Source organism: Photobacterium rosenbergii, assembly GCF_033022775.1.
GTDB lineage: Bacteria > Pseudomonadota > Gammaproteobacteria > Enterobacterales > Vibrionaceae > Photobacterium > Photobacterium rosenbergii_A.
Window position 1 is genome coordinate 235,536 of record NZ_JAWJZI010000004.1, and the last position, 15,953, is coordinate 251,488.

General features: G+C 44.6%; 18 protein-coding genes. 8 read left to right on the plus strand and 10 right to left on the minus strand.

Annotated features, from left to right (window positions below; translation table 11 throughout):
• Positions 1-167: 167 nt before the first annotated feature.
• Genes R2X38_RS11920 through R2X38_RS11940 form a run of 5 tightly spaced genes read left to right on the plus strand, consistent with a single transcriptional unit; the run spans position 168 to position 4,831 of the window.
• Positions 168-749: a hypothetical protein gene (locus R2X38_RS11920; protein WP_317522457.1), complete on the plus strand. Its 582-nt coding sequence runs from the start codon at positions 168-170 to the stop codon at positions 747-749.
• Entirely contained in the window at positions 740-1,507 is a 768-nt protein-coding gene (locus tag R2X38_RS11925; protein WP_317522459.1) for an iron-containing redox enzyme family protein, read from the plus strand. Before R2X38_RS11920 ends, R2X38_RS11925 begins: the two co-directional genes overlap by 10 nt.
• Entirely contained in the window at positions 1,507-2,751 is a 1,245-nt protein-coding gene (locus tag R2X38_RS11930) for an MFS transporter (RefSeq protein ID WP_317522461.1), read from the plus strand. The genes R2X38_RS11925 and R2X38_RS11930 overlap by 1 nt, the downstream gene beginning before the upstream one ends.
• A 35-nt stretch (positions 2,752-2,786) precedes the next feature.
• Positions 2,787-3,974, plus strand: a complete 1,188-nt coding sequence (locus R2X38_RS11935) for an aminotransferase class I/II-fold pyridoxal phosphate-dependent enzyme (protein WP_317522462.1) — start codon at positions 2,787-2,789, stop codon at positions 3,972-3,974.
• Positions 3,974-4,831, plus strand: coding sequence for a dienelactone hydrolase family protein (locus R2X38_RS11940; RefSeq protein ID WP_317522463.1), 858 nt, complete (start codon positions 3,974-3,976; stop codon positions 4,829-4,831). Before R2X38_RS11935 ends, R2X38_RS11940 begins: the two co-directional genes overlap by 1 nt.
• Positions 4,832-4,853: 22 nt before the next feature.
• Here the strand turns inward: R2X38_RS11940 and R2X38_RS11945 are convergent, their stop codons facing one another.
• A complete protein-coding gene (locus R2X38_RS11945; protein WP_317522464.1) occupies positions 4,854-5,783 on the minus strand; it encodes a GlxA family transcriptional regulator in 930 nt (309 codons plus the stop codon).
• Between the two features lie 260 nt (positions 5,784-6,043).
• On the opposite strand from R2X38_RS11945, the gene R2X38_RS11950 reads away from it, so the two are divergent.
• Positions 6,044-6,472: an Lrp/AsnC family transcriptional regulator gene (locus R2X38_RS11950; protein ID WP_317522465.1), complete on the plus strand. Its 429-nt coding sequence runs from the start codon at positions 6,044-6,046 to the stop codon at positions 6,470-6,472.
• A gap of 187 nt (positions 6,473-6,659) precedes the next feature.
• Here R2X38_RS11950 and R2X38_RS11955 read toward each other — a convergent pair whose 3' ends face one another.
• The 6 genes from R2X38_RS11955 to R2X38_RS11975 form a co-directional block, all read right to left on the minus strand.
• Positions 6,660-6,944 (minus strand): 2Fe-2S iron-sulfur cluster-binding protein, encoded by a 285-nt coding sequence (locus R2X38_RS11955; RefSeq protein ID WP_317522466.1) that lies wholly within the window; start codon positions 6,942-6,944, stop codon positions 6,660-6,662.
• Positions 6,937-8,169 (minus strand): ATP-grasp domain-containing protein, encoded by a 1,233-nt coding sequence (locus tag R2X38_RS11960; protein WP_317522467.1) that lies wholly within the window; start codon positions 8,167-8,169, stop codon positions 6,937-6,939. The genes R2X38_RS11955 and R2X38_RS11960 overlap by 8 nt, the downstream gene beginning before the upstream one ends.
• Positions 8,162-9,337 carry a hypothetical protein gene (locus R2X38_RS11965; protein ID WP_317522468.1) on the minus strand — a complete coding sequence of 392 codons (1,176 nt, stop codon included), beginning with the start codon at positions 9,335-9,337 and terminating at the stop codon, positions 8,162-8,164. Before R2X38_RS11965 ends, R2X38_RS11960 begins: the two co-directional genes overlap by 8 nt.
• A 10-nt stretch (positions 9,338-9,347) precedes the next feature.
• A complete protein-coding gene (locus tag R2X38_RS26795) occupies positions 9,348-9,659 on the minus strand; it encodes a Rieske 2Fe-2S domain-containing protein (protein ID WP_411185089.1) in 312 nt (103 codons plus the stop codon).
• A complete protein-coding gene (locus R2X38_RS11970) occupies positions 9,660-10,067 on the minus strand; it encodes a hypothetical protein (RefSeq protein ID WP_317522469.1) in 408 nt (135 codons plus the stop codon). It abuts the gene before it with no gap.
• Positions 10,068-10,293: 226 nt separating this feature from the next.
• Positions 10,294-10,548: a LysR substrate-binding domain-containing protein gene (locus R2X38_RS11975; protein WP_317522794.1), complete on the minus strand. Its 255-nt coding sequence runs from the start codon at positions 10,546-10,548 to the stop codon at positions 10,294-10,296.
• Positions 10,549-10,596: 48 nt separating this feature from the next.
• On the opposite strand from R2X38_RS11975, the gene R2X38_RS11980 reads away from it, so the two are divergent.
• Complete coding sequence (locus R2X38_RS11980) at positions 10,597-11,307, plus strand: NAD(P)H-dependent oxidoreductase (RefSeq protein WP_317522470.1); 711 nt, start codon at positions 10,597-10,599, stop codon at positions 11,305-11,307.
• A gap of 161 nt (positions 11,308-11,468) precedes the next feature.
• Here the strand turns inward: R2X38_RS11980 and R2X38_RS11985 are convergent, their stop codons facing one another.
• The 3 genes from R2X38_RS11985 to R2X38_RS11995 all read right to left on the minus strand — a co-directional run bounded on the left by R2X38_RS11985 (position 11,469) and on the right by R2X38_RS11995 (position 14,916).
• Positions 11,469-12,173: a DUF1028 domain-containing protein gene (locus R2X38_RS11985; RefSeq protein ID WP_317522471.1), complete on the minus strand. Its 705-nt coding sequence runs from the start codon at positions 12,171-12,173 to the stop codon at positions 11,469-11,471.
• Positions 12,174-12,195: 22 nt separating this feature from the next.
• The gene (locus R2X38_RS11990) at positions 12,196-13,587 is read right to left on the minus strand and encodes a YfcC family protein (RefSeq protein WP_317522473.1); all 1,392 of its coding nucleotides are present in this window, start codon (positions 13,585-13,587) and stop codon (positions 12,196-12,198) included.
• A gap of 69 nt (positions 13,588-13,656) precedes the next feature.
• Positions 13,657-14,916 carry a M20 family metallo-hydrolase gene (locus tag R2X38_RS11995; RefSeq protein WP_317522474.1) on the minus strand — a complete coding sequence of 420 codons (1,260 nt, stop codon included), beginning with the start codon at positions 14,914-14,916 and terminating at the stop codon, positions 13,657-13,659.
• Positions 14,917-15,148: 232 nt separating this feature from the next.
• Here R2X38_RS11995 and R2X38_RS12000 point away from each other — a divergent pair, with 232 nt between their 5' ends.
• Positions 15,149-15,892, plus strand: coding sequence for a FadR/GntR family transcriptional regulator (locus R2X38_RS12000; RefSeq protein WP_317522476.1), 744 nt, complete (start codon positions 15,149-15,151; stop codon positions 15,890-15,892).
• Positions 15,893-15,953 lie beyond the last annotated feature (61 nt).

The following is a 15,953-nucleotide window of genomic DNA, read 5'->3' on the forward strand; positions in this document are numbered from 1 at the left end:
TCTTTAGCATCATCACTATTAACACCTGCTTTTTCCTTTTGCTTGAACCACATTATCTTTACTTGAATGTCATTAATTTGCCTAAAAAATGTCTTTTTTATGCCTAGAAAAGCAGCCACTTTAATTTCATTATAAATTTGAAATTAAAGTGTTAAGGGAGATTGATAATGGCAAAGGATATTGCCTACATACTCATCGATAATATTGAAACATTCAATGTTCATAGAAACAAACTGCTTGAGTTACTCAAAGCCAGCCAAGCAGATGAGGCTATTTTAGGTTTTGATGAAACATTCAATGATACAGATTCCAGCCTTTACCTTGACGATCTGGCCAATGAAATCACATCGAAAACTTTGCAGATCTTAATTGGAAACAAACAAGAGTCCTTAATTGTTTGCTGCTTCTTAAAAAAGAGCCACCAGAAAACAACTCGTCATATATGTGATCTTCAAAAAGGCATGATCCACCCATCGTTGCGCCGCTCGGGATTATTGCAACAAACCCTTGCTGAGATTGCTCAAGCATGTATAGCTCAGAATATCGACTTGCTCACCCTAGATGTCAGGGGTGGAAGCAAGGCTCATCACATATGGCAGCGATGTGGTTTTGAAACGTATGGCGTTTTAAGCGATTACAGCCGTTATGGACATCAATCTTATGATGGCTACTTTATGCATCAAAAAACAATCGATCTATGGAATCGATTTAAGCACTTCTCTCAAAAAGGAATGGAACAATGTCAGTAGGCACGACGTTATTAAATAAAAAAGATTTTCGCATTTTAATGAAGAGCACCTTGGAGGATCACCTAACCCTTGGTCATCCCTTATTTAAATATCTAATGGATGAGAATAACCCCAATGAGGCTTTATTGAAATTCACCACATTGCAAGGTTATCAGCTAACCAAACACTTCCTAACTTATATTGAATGCCTATTTTTTTATTGCCCATTGCCAAAACATAAAAGGGCACTGCTTCATAATATGTACGAGGAAGAGACGGGTAGGTTGTCTAACACCAAGAATCATGTCGTCTTAATGCAAGATTTCATCAAAGCCATCGGTATTAGTGACGATGAAAGAGATACCGCTGTGGCGTTACACCAAACTCAAGCTCTTATCGATTACCGGATGAAGCCTTGCAAGGATCCTGAGCTTTATCATATCGGTGCAGCTGCTGTTCTCGTTGCCAGCGAAGGGCAAAACCTTGAAAGTGTTGGCGATCAAGCTCGGCATAATATTTTAGGTAAAGTATACGGGCTCACTGAAAAGGATCTGCTTTTTTTCTCTGTTCATCAGGAGGAAGATGTAGGCCATGTACAACAAGGCTTGGCATTATTGGCCGATCTTTGTACGACACCTCAAATGCAAGCAGAAGCCATTGATGCCATTGATCGCACTTGCCGTTTGTTTTACGGCATGTATCAGGGAGTCTATGAGCACTTTGGTTATGACAAATTGGATCAAACCAAGGCTAGCAAGGACGAAACTGTGGAGGCTTAATGGCGTTTGCACATCAGGAAAAGATCATTGCTATTACTGTCGGGATCCTAGTCACTTTTTGGGCTTCATCGATTAAAGGGAGCTATCAAGTTTATTTTCTGGACTTAGCCAGTCTATGTGGGCTAGGTCGAGGAATGTTTTCCCTGAGCAGTGCCTTGTTTGGCCTTTCGATAGGCATCCTTTCTCCAGTCGTAGGTTGGATATGTGATCGAATAGGCCCAGCCCTGACAATACTTTCTGGTGTTGTTGTAGCAATTGTTACCTATTTAGCAATGATGCTGCCATTTAACTTTTGGGCCTTTTTATTTTTATTTGGTGTACTGGCTGCCTATTCACTGACTGCAATGACCTTTGTCCCTCTTGCATTATTGGTGGATAAGATATTTGCAAATAAAAACAAAGGCATGGCATATGCAGCAATAACAAACGGCACTGCAATCGGGTTTATGGTGTTGTCACCTTTATGGGTCTGGCTAAATCGTTTTTTAACCTGGAAAGAACTTAGCTTCATCATTTTGGCCGTCTTTGCTTCTGTCATTTTTCCTGCTTGCTTATGGTTATGCAAAGTTTTCCCGCGAAGGCAATTTGTTTCTACCGTAAAGAGCATGAACACTACCTCCGAGCCGTGGTTCCACCACTTGCGTCAACCATTATTCATATTGCTTGCGATATCTTTTGGCGGATGTGGTGCCTCGATGGCCTATATTGATGTGCACTTAGTGCCTTTGCTACAAGAAAGGTTTAGCAATCCTAATAGCAGTGCAACTATTGTGGCCTCTTCGCTTAGCATACTAGGGGCGGCAGAACTAATCGGGGCTTTTGTCATTGGTTATATACTGCGGTTCTCAACACCAGCGATTGTTTTATCGATATTGTACTTGGTGCGAGCGATATCACTTGTGATTGTTATCTATGCTCAAGACTTATTCATGTGCTTCATATTTGCCGTGTTATTTGGCCTCAGTTACATGGGCACAGTCATTGTAACCTCTCTTATGTGTCTTAAAGCTTACGGTGAAAAAATCAAAGGACAAATATTTGGTTGTCTATTTACCGTTCATCAATTATTTGTCTTTGGCACCGTTTGGTTAGGTGGACTGACATACGACTGGACGGGTAGTTACGACCTGATTACATGGAGTGTGACAGGTTTGTGCTTGATATCGATGGGAATAGGTTTGTTTTTCTATTATTCGGATTCGCACAATCCCAGTGCCAAATCGCGGGTAACAGCGACTCCCTAGTGTTATCAACCCAAGTCTATAAAAAAGGAATTTATATGGATCTCTCTACTTTAGCTATACATCAAGAATACCCCCAAGGTGGTGATAGCCACGCAGCGCCGATATCAATGACATCTGCTTATGATTTCGTGAATGCGCAGGAAGCAAGCGACCGTTTTAGCGGATTAGTCGAAGGAAATGTGTATAGCCGATTTACTAATCCTTCGGTATCACATTTTGAGCAAAAGCTCGCCAAGATGGAAAATACAGAAGATGCCGTCGCGTTTGCATCAGGGATGGCGGCCTATCTTGCCTTAGCCATCACCTATCTTAAACAGGGAGATAATGTACTCCTCGCAAGTGGTATTTTTGGCACAACGACTCATCTATATCGGCAATACTTTGGGGAGTTTGGTATTAAGGCAACCAGTGTCGATGTTGATGATCACCGAGCTTGGGAGAAGGCATTCAAAACAAAACCAAAAATGGTATTAATAGAATCGCCAACCAACCCCCTGCTGAAAATCGCCAATATTTCATGGCTGTCAAACCTCGCTAAAGCTAATGGTGCATTATTGGTTGTAGACAATACATTGCTGTCACCAGTAAACCAACGCCCACTTGATCACGGCGCCGATTTAGTCTTGCATTCAACAGGAAAATTTATAGATGGGCAAGGAAGAACAGTAGGTGGCGTCATTGCCGGCAAAAAAGCCATGATCTCCCCACTAAAAGACTTCCTAAGAAGCTCGGGGACTTGTATGAGCCCCTTTACAGCCTGGGTACTGAGTCATGGTTTAGATACTCTAAAAGCCCGTATGGCTCTACATATACAAAATGCAAAAATTATTGCTGAATGGCTGTCTAGCCATCCCAATATTAATACTGTCTATAGCACTTTTAACCAGGCCCATGAACAAACAGATATCATTTCAACTCAACAAATCGGACACAGCCCAGTTATCAGCTTTGAGGTGTGCGGAGGGAAAGAAAGCGCTTGGCAATTTATAGATTCACTCAAGATGATCACGAGATGCACCAATATTGGTGACACGAAAACGATGGTCACCCATCCATCAACAACGACACACGGTCGTTATACCGAAGAGGAAAAACAAAAATACGGGATAAGCGATGGGTTAATTCGCTTATGTATAGGTTTAGAAACATCAAATGACCTAATTGATGATATTGAACAGGCCTTGGTTCAATCCGATAAGAAACAACTGAGGGAAGTGGTCTAATGAGAATACAGTTACATCCGCTTCTTCTTGCCTGCGTGAGTATTTTTTTGTTGAGCGGGTATGCTCATGGGACAGCACCTCAACAAACATACAAACATTCCTATGTTGCCTTTCAAACAGGTGAAGAAAAACCGCGTACCGTCGCTGCACGATTCTCCAAGCCCAAGCAGGCTGTGCTTCCCTTACCCACCATCATCATTGTGCATGGTTCAGGTGGAGTAGATGCGAGAGGTACAACGTATAGCAAAGCTTTTAATCAATCGGGCATGGCGACACTTGAAATTGATATGTGGGCAGCAAGGGGGCTTGAAGGCGGGTTATCAAGACCCAAACATGTACGTGACACCCTGCCGGATATATATGCCGCCATTGAATATCTTAAATCGAGGCAAGATGTCGATAGTGAAAAGCTAGGATTGATTGGTTTCTCTTGGGGAGGCGTCGTGGCTATGCTGATGTCTGGAGCCAAAGAAAGCCAAGCTATCACAGCATTAGTCGCCAATTACCCTGTCTGCTGGGCTTACAATAAAGTACCAGGATATCCTTTCAAGGAGGTTGCCGGGCAAAAACAATTATTAATCGTTTCAGGCGAAGAGGACCAATACGACGGCCCACAGGACTGCATTAACTTGGTGGAGCAACTACCGCCAGAGAGCCGCGCCAACACAACGCTAAAAGTATTGCCAAATGCGACCCACGCCTTTGACCTAATACAGCAAGACTCAACATTTTATGACCCATATGCATTCCGTGGAGAAGGCGGTCATGTGCCACTTAAGTACAATCAGGAAGCAACCAAACTGTCTACGATGCTATCGACATCTTTTTTTCTAGAGCACTTTGAACATTCGTTATAACACGGTAATGAAAGAAAAAGTGCTACAGTTGGCGAGGGAGTGACTGATGCTTCTTTTTCCAAGCGCTGCGGAGGGCTTTTGCTTGCGGAAAGCCCGCTTTATATGCAGCCGATTCAATCGTATAGCCTTGTTCAAGAAAACCCTTAGCATCTTCCAAACGAATTTCGACGAGGTATTGCCGAACTGTAATGCCTGTCGCACTTTTAAACTCACGCTGCATATGACGTACAGACACTCTGAAAATGTTGGCGATATCATTTAACAATAACTTTTCATCCGAGTGCAATTGCAAATAGTCTTGTATCGAATGAACCAAAGGAGAGATATGGCTTCTGTAACTGATTTGCTTAGATAGCTGAGGATCATTGCTCATACGGCGTCTGTTCACGACAAGCTCACGGGCAATATCCATTGCATAAGCCGGACTACTGAGATTTTCAATGAGTTGCAGTGCCAAATCTATACCAGCAGTAACACCTGCGCTGGTAAACACTTGGCCATCATGAACATAAATTCTGTCATGAAGAACATTCGCTTCAGGAAAGCGGGCGGCTAGTTGCGCGGTAAGCTGATGATGTGTAGTACAAGAGCGGCCATCTAACCAACCGGCCGAACCCAATAAAAAAGTCCCAGTGCAGATACCTACTATTTTTGTACAGGGTCTTGGTACTACTTTGAGCCACTGAACCGTATCGTTGCAGTCGATGGCATCACTGTACTTTGAAGCACAGACAACAATTATTGCCTTCTCAGGTATTGACACTGGTAGTGGCGCAATGCCTGAAAGGCCTAACCCCTGGTAACTTAACAGAGAGCGTTTTGCCCCTATGTAGTGCAAGGTTAAATCAAGGCCATAGTTTTTTGCTTCATGAAATGCCTGGCAAGGGCCAGCTAAATCCAGTAAATGTGTATCAGGAGATAATAGAAAATAAATTTCAGTAGATTTTGCCATTACCTGTGACCTTTATCGCTATCTGTATGTAAGTAATAGGTTAAACATTCACTTAGAATTTCATCATATCGATAAACACCACTAAATAGCTACAACGTTTATGAAAAAAAGCATATTTTTTCACAAGATATTTTTGTATTAGGCACTGCAACTCACCCACCAAGTGGTTACGTTGGTGTACTTCCTTCTCCTAGTATTATTTGCCGCTTAACTGGATATACCTAAAGGGAATTAAAGTGGTATTTATAAATGGTTCAAGTATGAAAATAGACAATAAAGACAAAAAAATACTCGCACTTCTAAGAATAAACTCTAGAATGGCTATACAGAAAATTGCAGAAGAAGTTAACTTATCAAGAAGTGCTGTCGATAAACGTATACAAAACATGATAAACGAAAAGGTAATTACAGGATTTACAGTCTCTACATGTTTTGACGAAAAAAAAAGCACTGAAATACATTCATACCTACTAGTAAAGGCCGGAAAAGTTAAGTGTCAAAAAATATTCGATTTATTAAAGTGCTACCATTATCACTTCGAGCTGGAGTCAATTTATGGGGAGTTCGATTGCATGATTAAAGTAGCGAATTCCCGTCTTCCAGTACTATATGAAATGAAAGAGCTTATAAAAAGCATTAATGGTATTGAGATGGTTTATATCCTTCCAGTATTAGACATAAAATCATAAATAACCCTACTTTTATTTCAAAAATAAACTTTTGCTCGGGGCTGCAGTCCAACCTAGTTTCTGGGATACTTTTAAATCTGTCGCATAATCTAAGATGGGTTCATGGTTATAAGACTTATAATCAAGATTAATAGCATTAAATAACTCAATGTTTTTTTTGTATAAAGATTCAATATTCATTATTTTCCTACACTAACTCTACTTCTGAATCATCTAGCAAGTGGCATTGACAAAGTAACCTATGTTCATTTGGACTAAGATCCATTGATTCGAGTTTGAACCTTTCTTCAAACGCCATTTCACCCAAATGCCAAATATTGCTTAACGGCCTTACGACACATGAGCCACAACTCCCTCTCATGCAATTAAATGGAACACTACGCAGTCCATCAAATTCAAATAGATCACTAACAGCAACACCTTGTTCTGCCTCAACAATTTCTTGGGTATCTTTAATTGTTAACTTAACCATGCCTTTGCCTTCCAAAAACTTGACTCAAAACGCGTTCAACTTGCAGGGTGTCAGATTGAAGCTGCTCTTCTGATTCATTGGCCATCCATACAAGGCAAGGACAAGTTAGCAAGTCAACTGTCACCGGGAGATAACTACCAGGGGTAACTGTCAGCAGATAGTCGATAACTGATGGTATGCGAAGGAGCTCGTCTTTATCGGTATCACTAAATCCACTGAACATTCGCAGGTTAGAGTTAGAATAAAAATAGATCTTTCCTGGCTTTGACAACTCACTGCCCTGCTTAGGAACAGTGTTATGGATGATTAGTTTGGCTAGTGCATCCAATAAACTTGTTGTATAACATTGTTCAAACAGGCTCGGCGCAACTCCACCATGCAAACGGTTAGCCGCTTCTATCATTACAGGTCCACGTTCGGGCGATAAAATAACTTCCATATGTACTAAGCCAAAACAAATATCTAGTGCCTTTGTTGCTTTTTTTGCGTAGTCTAGCAATTTGGAATAACCTTTATCTTTAGGATCTAATAATTCAAGCTGATTATAAGAAAAGGGATTACTTCCTTTTCCCTTCTGATATTTACATGTTGACAATACCGAAATATCATCACCATTAACAATTAAGTCAACAACATACTCATCTCCTTGAATAAACTCTTGAACTAAGAAGTATTCATTGATTTTGCCTGTATAGTTAGCCTTCTCCCAAGGTAATGATGATATTTTATTAATAACTTCATCTCTACTATTGCAAAAATATACATGTTCCGATCCTGCGGAGTTCAAGGGTTTAACAATATATTTTTCGGCATGATTGGTATTTAGAGAAGATAAGCCCAGACAGTCTTTGTTTATCTTATAAGTTTCAATATAGGAAAGATTATTACGTTTTAACGCTTGTTGCATAGCATACTTATCTCTCCTTAGCTCCGTTGTTTCGACCGAGTTACCTTTAAGACCGCATTTATCCGCTATTATATCAGTGAGTTCTACACCAAGCTCAGAACCAGCAATAATCGCTTCGTAGCCAAGAAATGTTATATCATTGATCTCAACACTTGATATGTCAGAATTATAAAGTTCCGTATTCTCTCGATCTAGCATACTATAAGGATCTTCAATATTTTCAAAATAAACATCGCATACAAGACCCAGCGCCTGTAATTTTGGACGAATAAGCCGCCCGCTTGAACCAGGGTTAACTATCAAAACTTTACTAATCACAGGACTCTCCTAATACCTGAGCAGGCTTCACACTCTGCTTTATAGTGAGAATAAGAATACTTATTGAGGTTGCCAATCCAATTAACACTAACGCAACGCCATATATCAGTGGTGACAATGAAAAGAAAGACAAACTCATAATTATCAACATTGGAACGGTGCCAGAAACAATGTAGAAATAATAATTAGAATTACTTATTGCAGTATTAACATCAATTTCATTTGCTTTTGACTTAAGTATATCTGTCCGGGATGAAATTCTCACTGAATTGACTGCATACCCAATAAACAAACAAAATAATATAGATAAGTAAGGCAATTCTAATAAAAACAAACCTACATCACCAATCACTATCAAAAAAGCACTGGTTAAATACACCCACTTATTTTGTGGTAACAATGCAGCCCCTAGAGCACCTACCCCTGCCAAACCAGATGCTAGACCTAATACTTCAGGCCCCCAGTCACGATAAAGTTGATAAAATATGGGAACGAAAGCATTGAAAGAGCCAATATGTAACCCTGTCAGCACGGTAAGTAAAACGGGAACAAAGAATGACTCCCGCTGTGATAACTCTGGTATCTCCTGATTATTAACTTTTTGGGCAACACTTTGGTGCCTAGGAATAAATAAGTTAAATAAAGAAATCAAGCCAGATAAAATTAATATGTATGAAAAAAACTCATTCAAGGTATACTGCTTTAATAGCCAACCTCCCAATAACGCGCCGAAAAATGCACCGATTTGAATAGTTGTTTGTAAAATTCTAGAGGCATTTGATGCTTCGATCAATTCGTCCCTAACAAAACTTGAGTTTTTAATTTCAAACATATTTATTGCACATATCATATTGCATGAAGATATGATTGCAATCAAAAAGATAACTGCAGTTATCTCTACAGAGTTAGTCATAATTGATATAAGAGTTATGAAGAACAACAACAACCTCAAAAAGAATATATTTCTGGTAAGATATATTTTACCACTTAATCTTTTTATATTTGAAATGATATATGGGGTGAAAGCACCAATACTGACAATAATTCCCATATATACGGTAGATCCTGTCAACTCAAGTATTTTCCAGATCATTGCAATCTGTATTGACATATCAAAGAGTACTGTAATCGCAAGCAGTGCGTAAACCTTGATTACATTGCTAGTCATGATGAGTACCTCATAAATGAAATTCCTTCCACACTTTATGACTATCATCTGAAAAGACAATATTTATCGTATCTCTATTCACAACCACAGGCATAGAGTTACGTTTTAAGCAACGCATACTAATTCGGTTTTCATGCCAAGGGCATACAATTGCTCCTGTTTGTCGGCATTGCTTACCTAGATGAAGTGGTCCACTTCTATGTGGGCATTCTGAAGGTAAAACCCAATATTTATTGTCTTGTTTGGTATATTTAACAAAATACCCTCCAGTATCACTTGATATACGGTTAGCTTCATCTAACTTGAATGATATAACAGACAATTAAATTTCCTCCAAGTGCTTTACCGAGTATAAACATTTGTCTGAAATTATTTTTGACATATGCATAATACCTTTAGGGATAATAATTTTATCTCCCGCCTTCATATTGACTTGTTTATCTGGCGAGAAATATATCTCTAACTCTCCTTCATTAGCAATAACGGTACTCTTCAAGAGAAACTTTTTTCTTATTGGTATGAAGACTAAGTCTAGTTCATATGCATTCAATAGAGCACGTTGAATAACTAAGTTTTCATTTGATGAGTAATTATCTAAGCGTATCGGTTCAGATAAATCGACTACACTTAAATCCTGTGGTCGACATGGTCGTACATATGGTGACGGCATATAAATATCATTTGGTATATCTTTTAATAATGGACAACTCAAAAATGCTTCAATGCTCATAATAACCCTCCCTCTTGGAGAGTTGATTATATAATGAGTGAAAATTGAGAAATTACTATATTGATAGTTGAATTTACTATTATCGGAGTGACATTTATGATTATAGGTGTGAAATTAACACCTATACCCACCAAGACCCAAAAAAATACTCAAAGAGCATTTTTAAAAGATAGTTTCTATTTTATTTTCCGTATCCCTTTGCCAGGCCTTACCATCCGTCTGCTGATTATTCTTTTTTTGCAGCCAGCTTCTCTATCAAATAATCAATAAGCACCCGCACCCGCTTGGCCTTCTGTGTGTTCTGATGGAAATACACATAAAGGCCAGAATAGGGGTACCAGTATGGTTCCAGCACTGGGACAAGTTGGTTATCTGCCAACAAGTCATCAATCATCGGCTCAATAATCCGGCCAATCCCTAAGCCATTAACCGCTGCATCAACCATCACATCGGTATCATTGACGATGAGACCCAGCGGCATGTCCACCGTTATGTCCTGCCCTTTGTTATTCAACCTGAGAGGAGCCAATTGATTGGAAGCGATAAAACGGTACTGGAAGGCAAAGACTTCATCCTGTCATTCACTATTGGCGGGCCGGAAGAGTCATACGACCCTCTGGGCTACAACCACTTTACGGTTGAGCAATTTATGTACCCGCTACAGCAGACTGCGTACCTTGCTGGCATGGTGTACCACAAACCGGTTTACAGCCACCGCATGGTCTACATTCCTGGTGTCTACAACACCCAAGACGAAGTAGAAGGCCGCGCCCGTGCCCATGCTGACAAACTAATGGCACAAATTGAAACTATCACCGGCCCTGCTGATAACAAAATCCAGAAGTTCGTCGCCAACTGGTTTGCCGAGTTCGACAAGCTGCCGGAAGTGAATGCTTTCTTCACCGAGTTCCTGGCCGACGATGTGAATATCACTATGCCAGAGGGCACCTTTATCGGCCACGAGGGCTTCCGCGACTGGTATGCCATTGCCCGTGCGACCTTCAAGCCGGGCTGTGACCACCAGGTGGAGCAAGTTGAAATCAAACCGCAAGGTGACACTCAAGGTTACTTGTACCAGGTTGAACTCCGTATCCGGCTGCAATCGGAGAGCTTTGCTGAGTCAGCGCTCAAAGGCGAGAGCGTTAACCTGCTGGTCAACGAGACTTGGTCGGTAAGCCTGGACGATAATGGAAAAGTGACTATCCATGACTACCTTGTTGAGCCAGTAAGCAACGACTAATGAATACATAAAACAGCGCCGCTTTCGATAAGAAAGCGGCGCTGAAGAAGCCGCCAAGCTTCGCGGCAACCTGCCAGCGGCCTAACGGCGATCTAGGGGATGTCGGGCTTTTAACGCTCTACGACCTTTTCGGTAGCCGTTATATTCCGTCGAGTATGGGATTACGTCGTGGGCAGCTGGCTCAAGAACGATTGGAAATCAGCACTTCTCACATGCCCCAACACCTTTCGCATATCGGCGATCAAGCTGTTATCAGACCAATCGACCCGGATATCTATCGGCGCCTGGGCCAAACTTTCAACACGCAAGGAAGCCGAATAGGTACCCCGCTTGTCACCGCCGGAATCCAGCGCGGCTTCCAGAGCACAGATCAGCCCCTCGGGCAGGGTTTGTTCGTAGCCCTCGGCATAGCGTGGAGCCTCACGGCCAGCTAGCACTTGTTCGGCATTCGTACAGACCGCGGTGATAAAGGACTCGGCAAAGCAAGTAAGTACCCGCTCGCTCTCCAGCATGTTGCCGGCAACCGCGATATGGGGAAAAGCCACAGACCCCATGTAAGGGATATTCTCCCCGCCATCGATAACGCCGGCGTTGCCATGGCGATCCATCACCATGCACTGTCGCTGCTGATACCCCGCATCTTCACTTTTCAGCCGTTTGATAACCTCGCGGCTAGTGTAACCCTCGCCCAGCAGCTGTTTGGCTTTTTCGGCATACCAGGGGTTGGTGTACAGCCCCTGAGTCGCACACCCCCCTAGCCCCCGCCAGCTATGGTTGACATAACCACCGACGGACACACCGCCCGTTGCCGTGATGGAGGCGGATGTACCGGTCTGGGGGTTGAAGTGGATAAGTGAAATTGTCATCGTTTTCCAGCCTGTATTGCCCTTAATAGCCGACCAGTTGGCCGACAAACAACGCAACCCAGCATAGCGCGTAGACCATCAGCATGAATGGCAAAATCGCCTTCAACCACTGCTCGTAGGACACGCGGCCCAGTGCCAGCATCGCAAGCGTACCGCCGGATGTCGGCACAATCAGGTTCGTCAGGCCATCGCCCACCTGGAAAGCCGTGATCATCAGCTGACGGCTCATACCCACCAAATCGGCTACCGGCACGAGGATCGGCATGGTAACCAGAGCCTGGCCAGAGCCCGACGGAACAAATAAGTTGATCACCCCCTGCACCACACTGGCGACAATCGCCGATACCGCAATCGGCATATCCTGAATCAGTGCGCTCAGAGCATTCACGATGGTGTCGATGATCTGGGCCTGGTCCAAGATCACCTGGATAGACGCCGCCACACCGATCACCAAGGCACCCGCGGTCACCCCGGAAGCCCCCTCCATCATCTGCTTGACGATACCGTTGGCACTCAAGCCGTTAACCAGGCCAATTGCAATCGCCATGACGAGGAATAGACCGGCAATTTCATTGATATACCAGCCGTTGGCAAACACGCCGTACAGCATGATGCCAAGGCCGACCAAGAATACCCCCAGTGTTGCCTTGTCTTTGCCTGCAAGTCGGTAGTCCGCCAGATCTTTCTTGAGCCCTTCAGCCCCCTCGGGCTCTTTGAATTCCATTTTGGTTACTTTGGCACAGATAAAGTAGGCCAGCAGGGCAAGCGATGTGACGACCAGCAAGGCTCGCAGCCATGCGCCGGAAAACGTCGGCAGCTCAGCAACCCCTTGTGCCACACCGACGGTATAAGGGTTAATCGGTGACAGCGCGAAGCCGATGCCGATCCCGCCCACCGCCATCACCGTCCCGACGAGGCTCGAATAGCCCACCGCCGATGAAATCAGCACCGCCACCGGAACCAGGGCGATATTGTTTTCAAACCCGACGGCCACACCGAAGAAACCATAAATGAAGGTACCGATAGTGATGATGATATTGCGGTTTTCGATGCCCGCTTTATTGACTGCCACACCTATCGCGTTCTCGAGCGCGCCGGTCTTTTGCAAGATATGAAACAGGCCGCCTGCAATGAACACGATAAACAGGTAAGGTGCGGCGCTGATAAGGCCTTTGGGAATAGCCACAAAGATATCAAAGAGGTGCAGCGCGGGTGCATCGGTTAGGTAGGCGAAAGACTCCGGCACCACCGTGGTACGGCCGCCGGTGACGACCCGCTCAAACGCGCCTGCCGGCACAATAAAAGTCAGCACATAGGTGGCCACCAGAATCATAAAGATGAGCACCATCGGGTCTGGCATATTCCTATACCACGGCTTTTTTCCCTCAGAAGCCAGTTTATCCGTTATATCCATATTTTTCTCCGTCGTACAAATAAACAGCCTGCCATCCGAGCAGGCCTGGTCCAAAACCTGTAGCCTCTCCTAGCTACAGCGGCTATCGCCCTTGAGCAATAGACAAAACTGCTGAAGCACTTCCAGCGCTGACTGCAGATCAGCCTGGGTGATGGCTTCATCCGGGTGATGGCTCACACCGTCCTTGCAGCGCATAAACAGCATTGCGATATCCGTGAGGTGAGTGACCGCCAACCCGTCATGCCCAGCCCCGCTGAACAACTGCACCGGCGCGATCCCCGCCATTGAGGTTGCCTGCGACAGCATCGACGACAAATCCTGCGAACATGTCACCGCTGCCTGCTCATAAATCAGCGCGTGCTCATAGCCCAAGCCATATGTCGTCATCAACCGGTCAATTTCGGCGAGCAACACCTCGCGGGCGGCAAGCCGTGACGCATCGTTTGGCGAACGCAGCTCGATAGTGATATCCGTCTGCTGCGGGATAACATTGACCCCGTTGGGGAAGTTCTCAATTTTACCGACCACTCCGACCAAATCATCCTGCCCCTTGCAGAGCTGATCGAAGAAGTGGATAACCTGCGCCGCCCCCACCAGCGCGTCCTGGCGCATGTTCATAGGCACCGTCCCGGCATGGCCTGCCTTGCCTTTTATCGACAGCGTATGGCGCTCAATACCGGTGATAGCGCTCACCACGCCAACCGGTAAATCAGCCTGTTCCAGCTGCGGGCCTTGTTCGATATGCAGTTCGACAAAGCCCAGCACCTGTTCCGGCGAATAGGCATCCTGGCTGATCAATTCAGGGCGACAGCCAAATTGCGCCAACGCCTGGCGCATCGTGATGCCCTTGGCATCGACCGCGTCCAGCATCGCTGGATCGAAGGTGCCGGAAATGGCCTTGGAGCCGAGTAAGGTAGACTGGAAGCGGGTGCCTTCCTCGTCACTGAATGCAATGACATCGATATGGTAGGGGAACTCAACTCGGTGCTGATTGAAATAGTGGACCAGCGCAAGCGGCGCGATCACCCCAAGAATGCCGTCGTACTTGCCGCCATTGGGCACGGTGTCCTGGTGGGAGCCAAAAATCAGCATTTTCGCATTTGGGGCGGTACTGGGATAGCGGCCGATGAGGTTAGCCGCATTGTCCATTGTTACTTGCATGCCGGCAGCCAGCATCCATTGGCGCAGTTTGTCGTTCGCCCGGCCGTGCTCGTCGGAAGCGCACAACCTGGTCACGCCCTCCCGATCCGGATCGGTCGTTTGCGAACAACATGCTATTTCTTCCAGCCATTCCCAAGTCAGGCTGGCAGACTCCTTTAGTCCCGTCATGTCAAAACCGTTCTTTTTTCCATCAAATTTGCATTTAATTTATCATGATAAATATCAAAATAAAGCCATTTATCATGATAAATAGTTATAATTTTGTTGATAATAATCTACTGTAGGCATATTTTTTATCTGCCTTCGCGGGAAGAAAAGATGATGACAACCGAGAGAATATTGGTAAGAATCAACCGCTAACGGCAAATCGAATAATCAAACCCCAGCCCCCGAGGTAAACGTGACAGGCAGTACTAAAGGCAGACGTCCCCAGCAACTTGCAGAGTCAATCAAATCATGGATTGTCGAACAACGTTTGCGGCCTGGAGATCGGCTTCCCAATGAGCTCCAGATCATGGCGCTATTCGATGCGTCGAAAGGCACGGTCCGTGAGAGTATGCGTATCTTGGAAGCGCAAGGGGTATTAGCGACAAAAACGGGCCCCAAAGGCGGCGCCTTCGTTTCCGCCATGAGTGAGGGCAAGGCGAACTCCCTGCTCAGCAATTACTTTTTCTTCAAAGACATTTCCATTACCGATCTGTACCAGATCCGCCAGTCGCTGGAGCCCGACGTCGCAGCGTCACTGGCAGGGCAGCTGTCAGAAGAGCAGCTGCAGCTCCTTGAAGTGCAAATCGAAAAATATGCCACCCCTCCTGCCGATATCTACCAGGAGCGTGAGCACCACATCGCCTCGATTGAATTTCACAGCCTGCTAGCCAGCTATTCGAGCAATGAACTGCTGAAGTTCATCGTCCGTTTCACGGCCCAGATGCTGACCGATCTCACCATCTATAAAAAACTCTACGAGCCAGAAAACCATCAATTGTGGCAAACCGGCGTGCAAAGCCAGCAGCAGCTCGTTGCAGCACTGCGAAACGGCGATGCCGAGCAAGCCAGGCGTGTGATGTTGCTGCACATGCAAACCGCCCACCAGCTGATGAAGACACAGGAAGTCGAAATGGCCAAGCAGTTTTTGCAGGAATAGCAAGGCTGCCGGCTTTTTTTCGTCTGTAACCTGTACTTTTCCGCCAAATTGCGGCCACAGC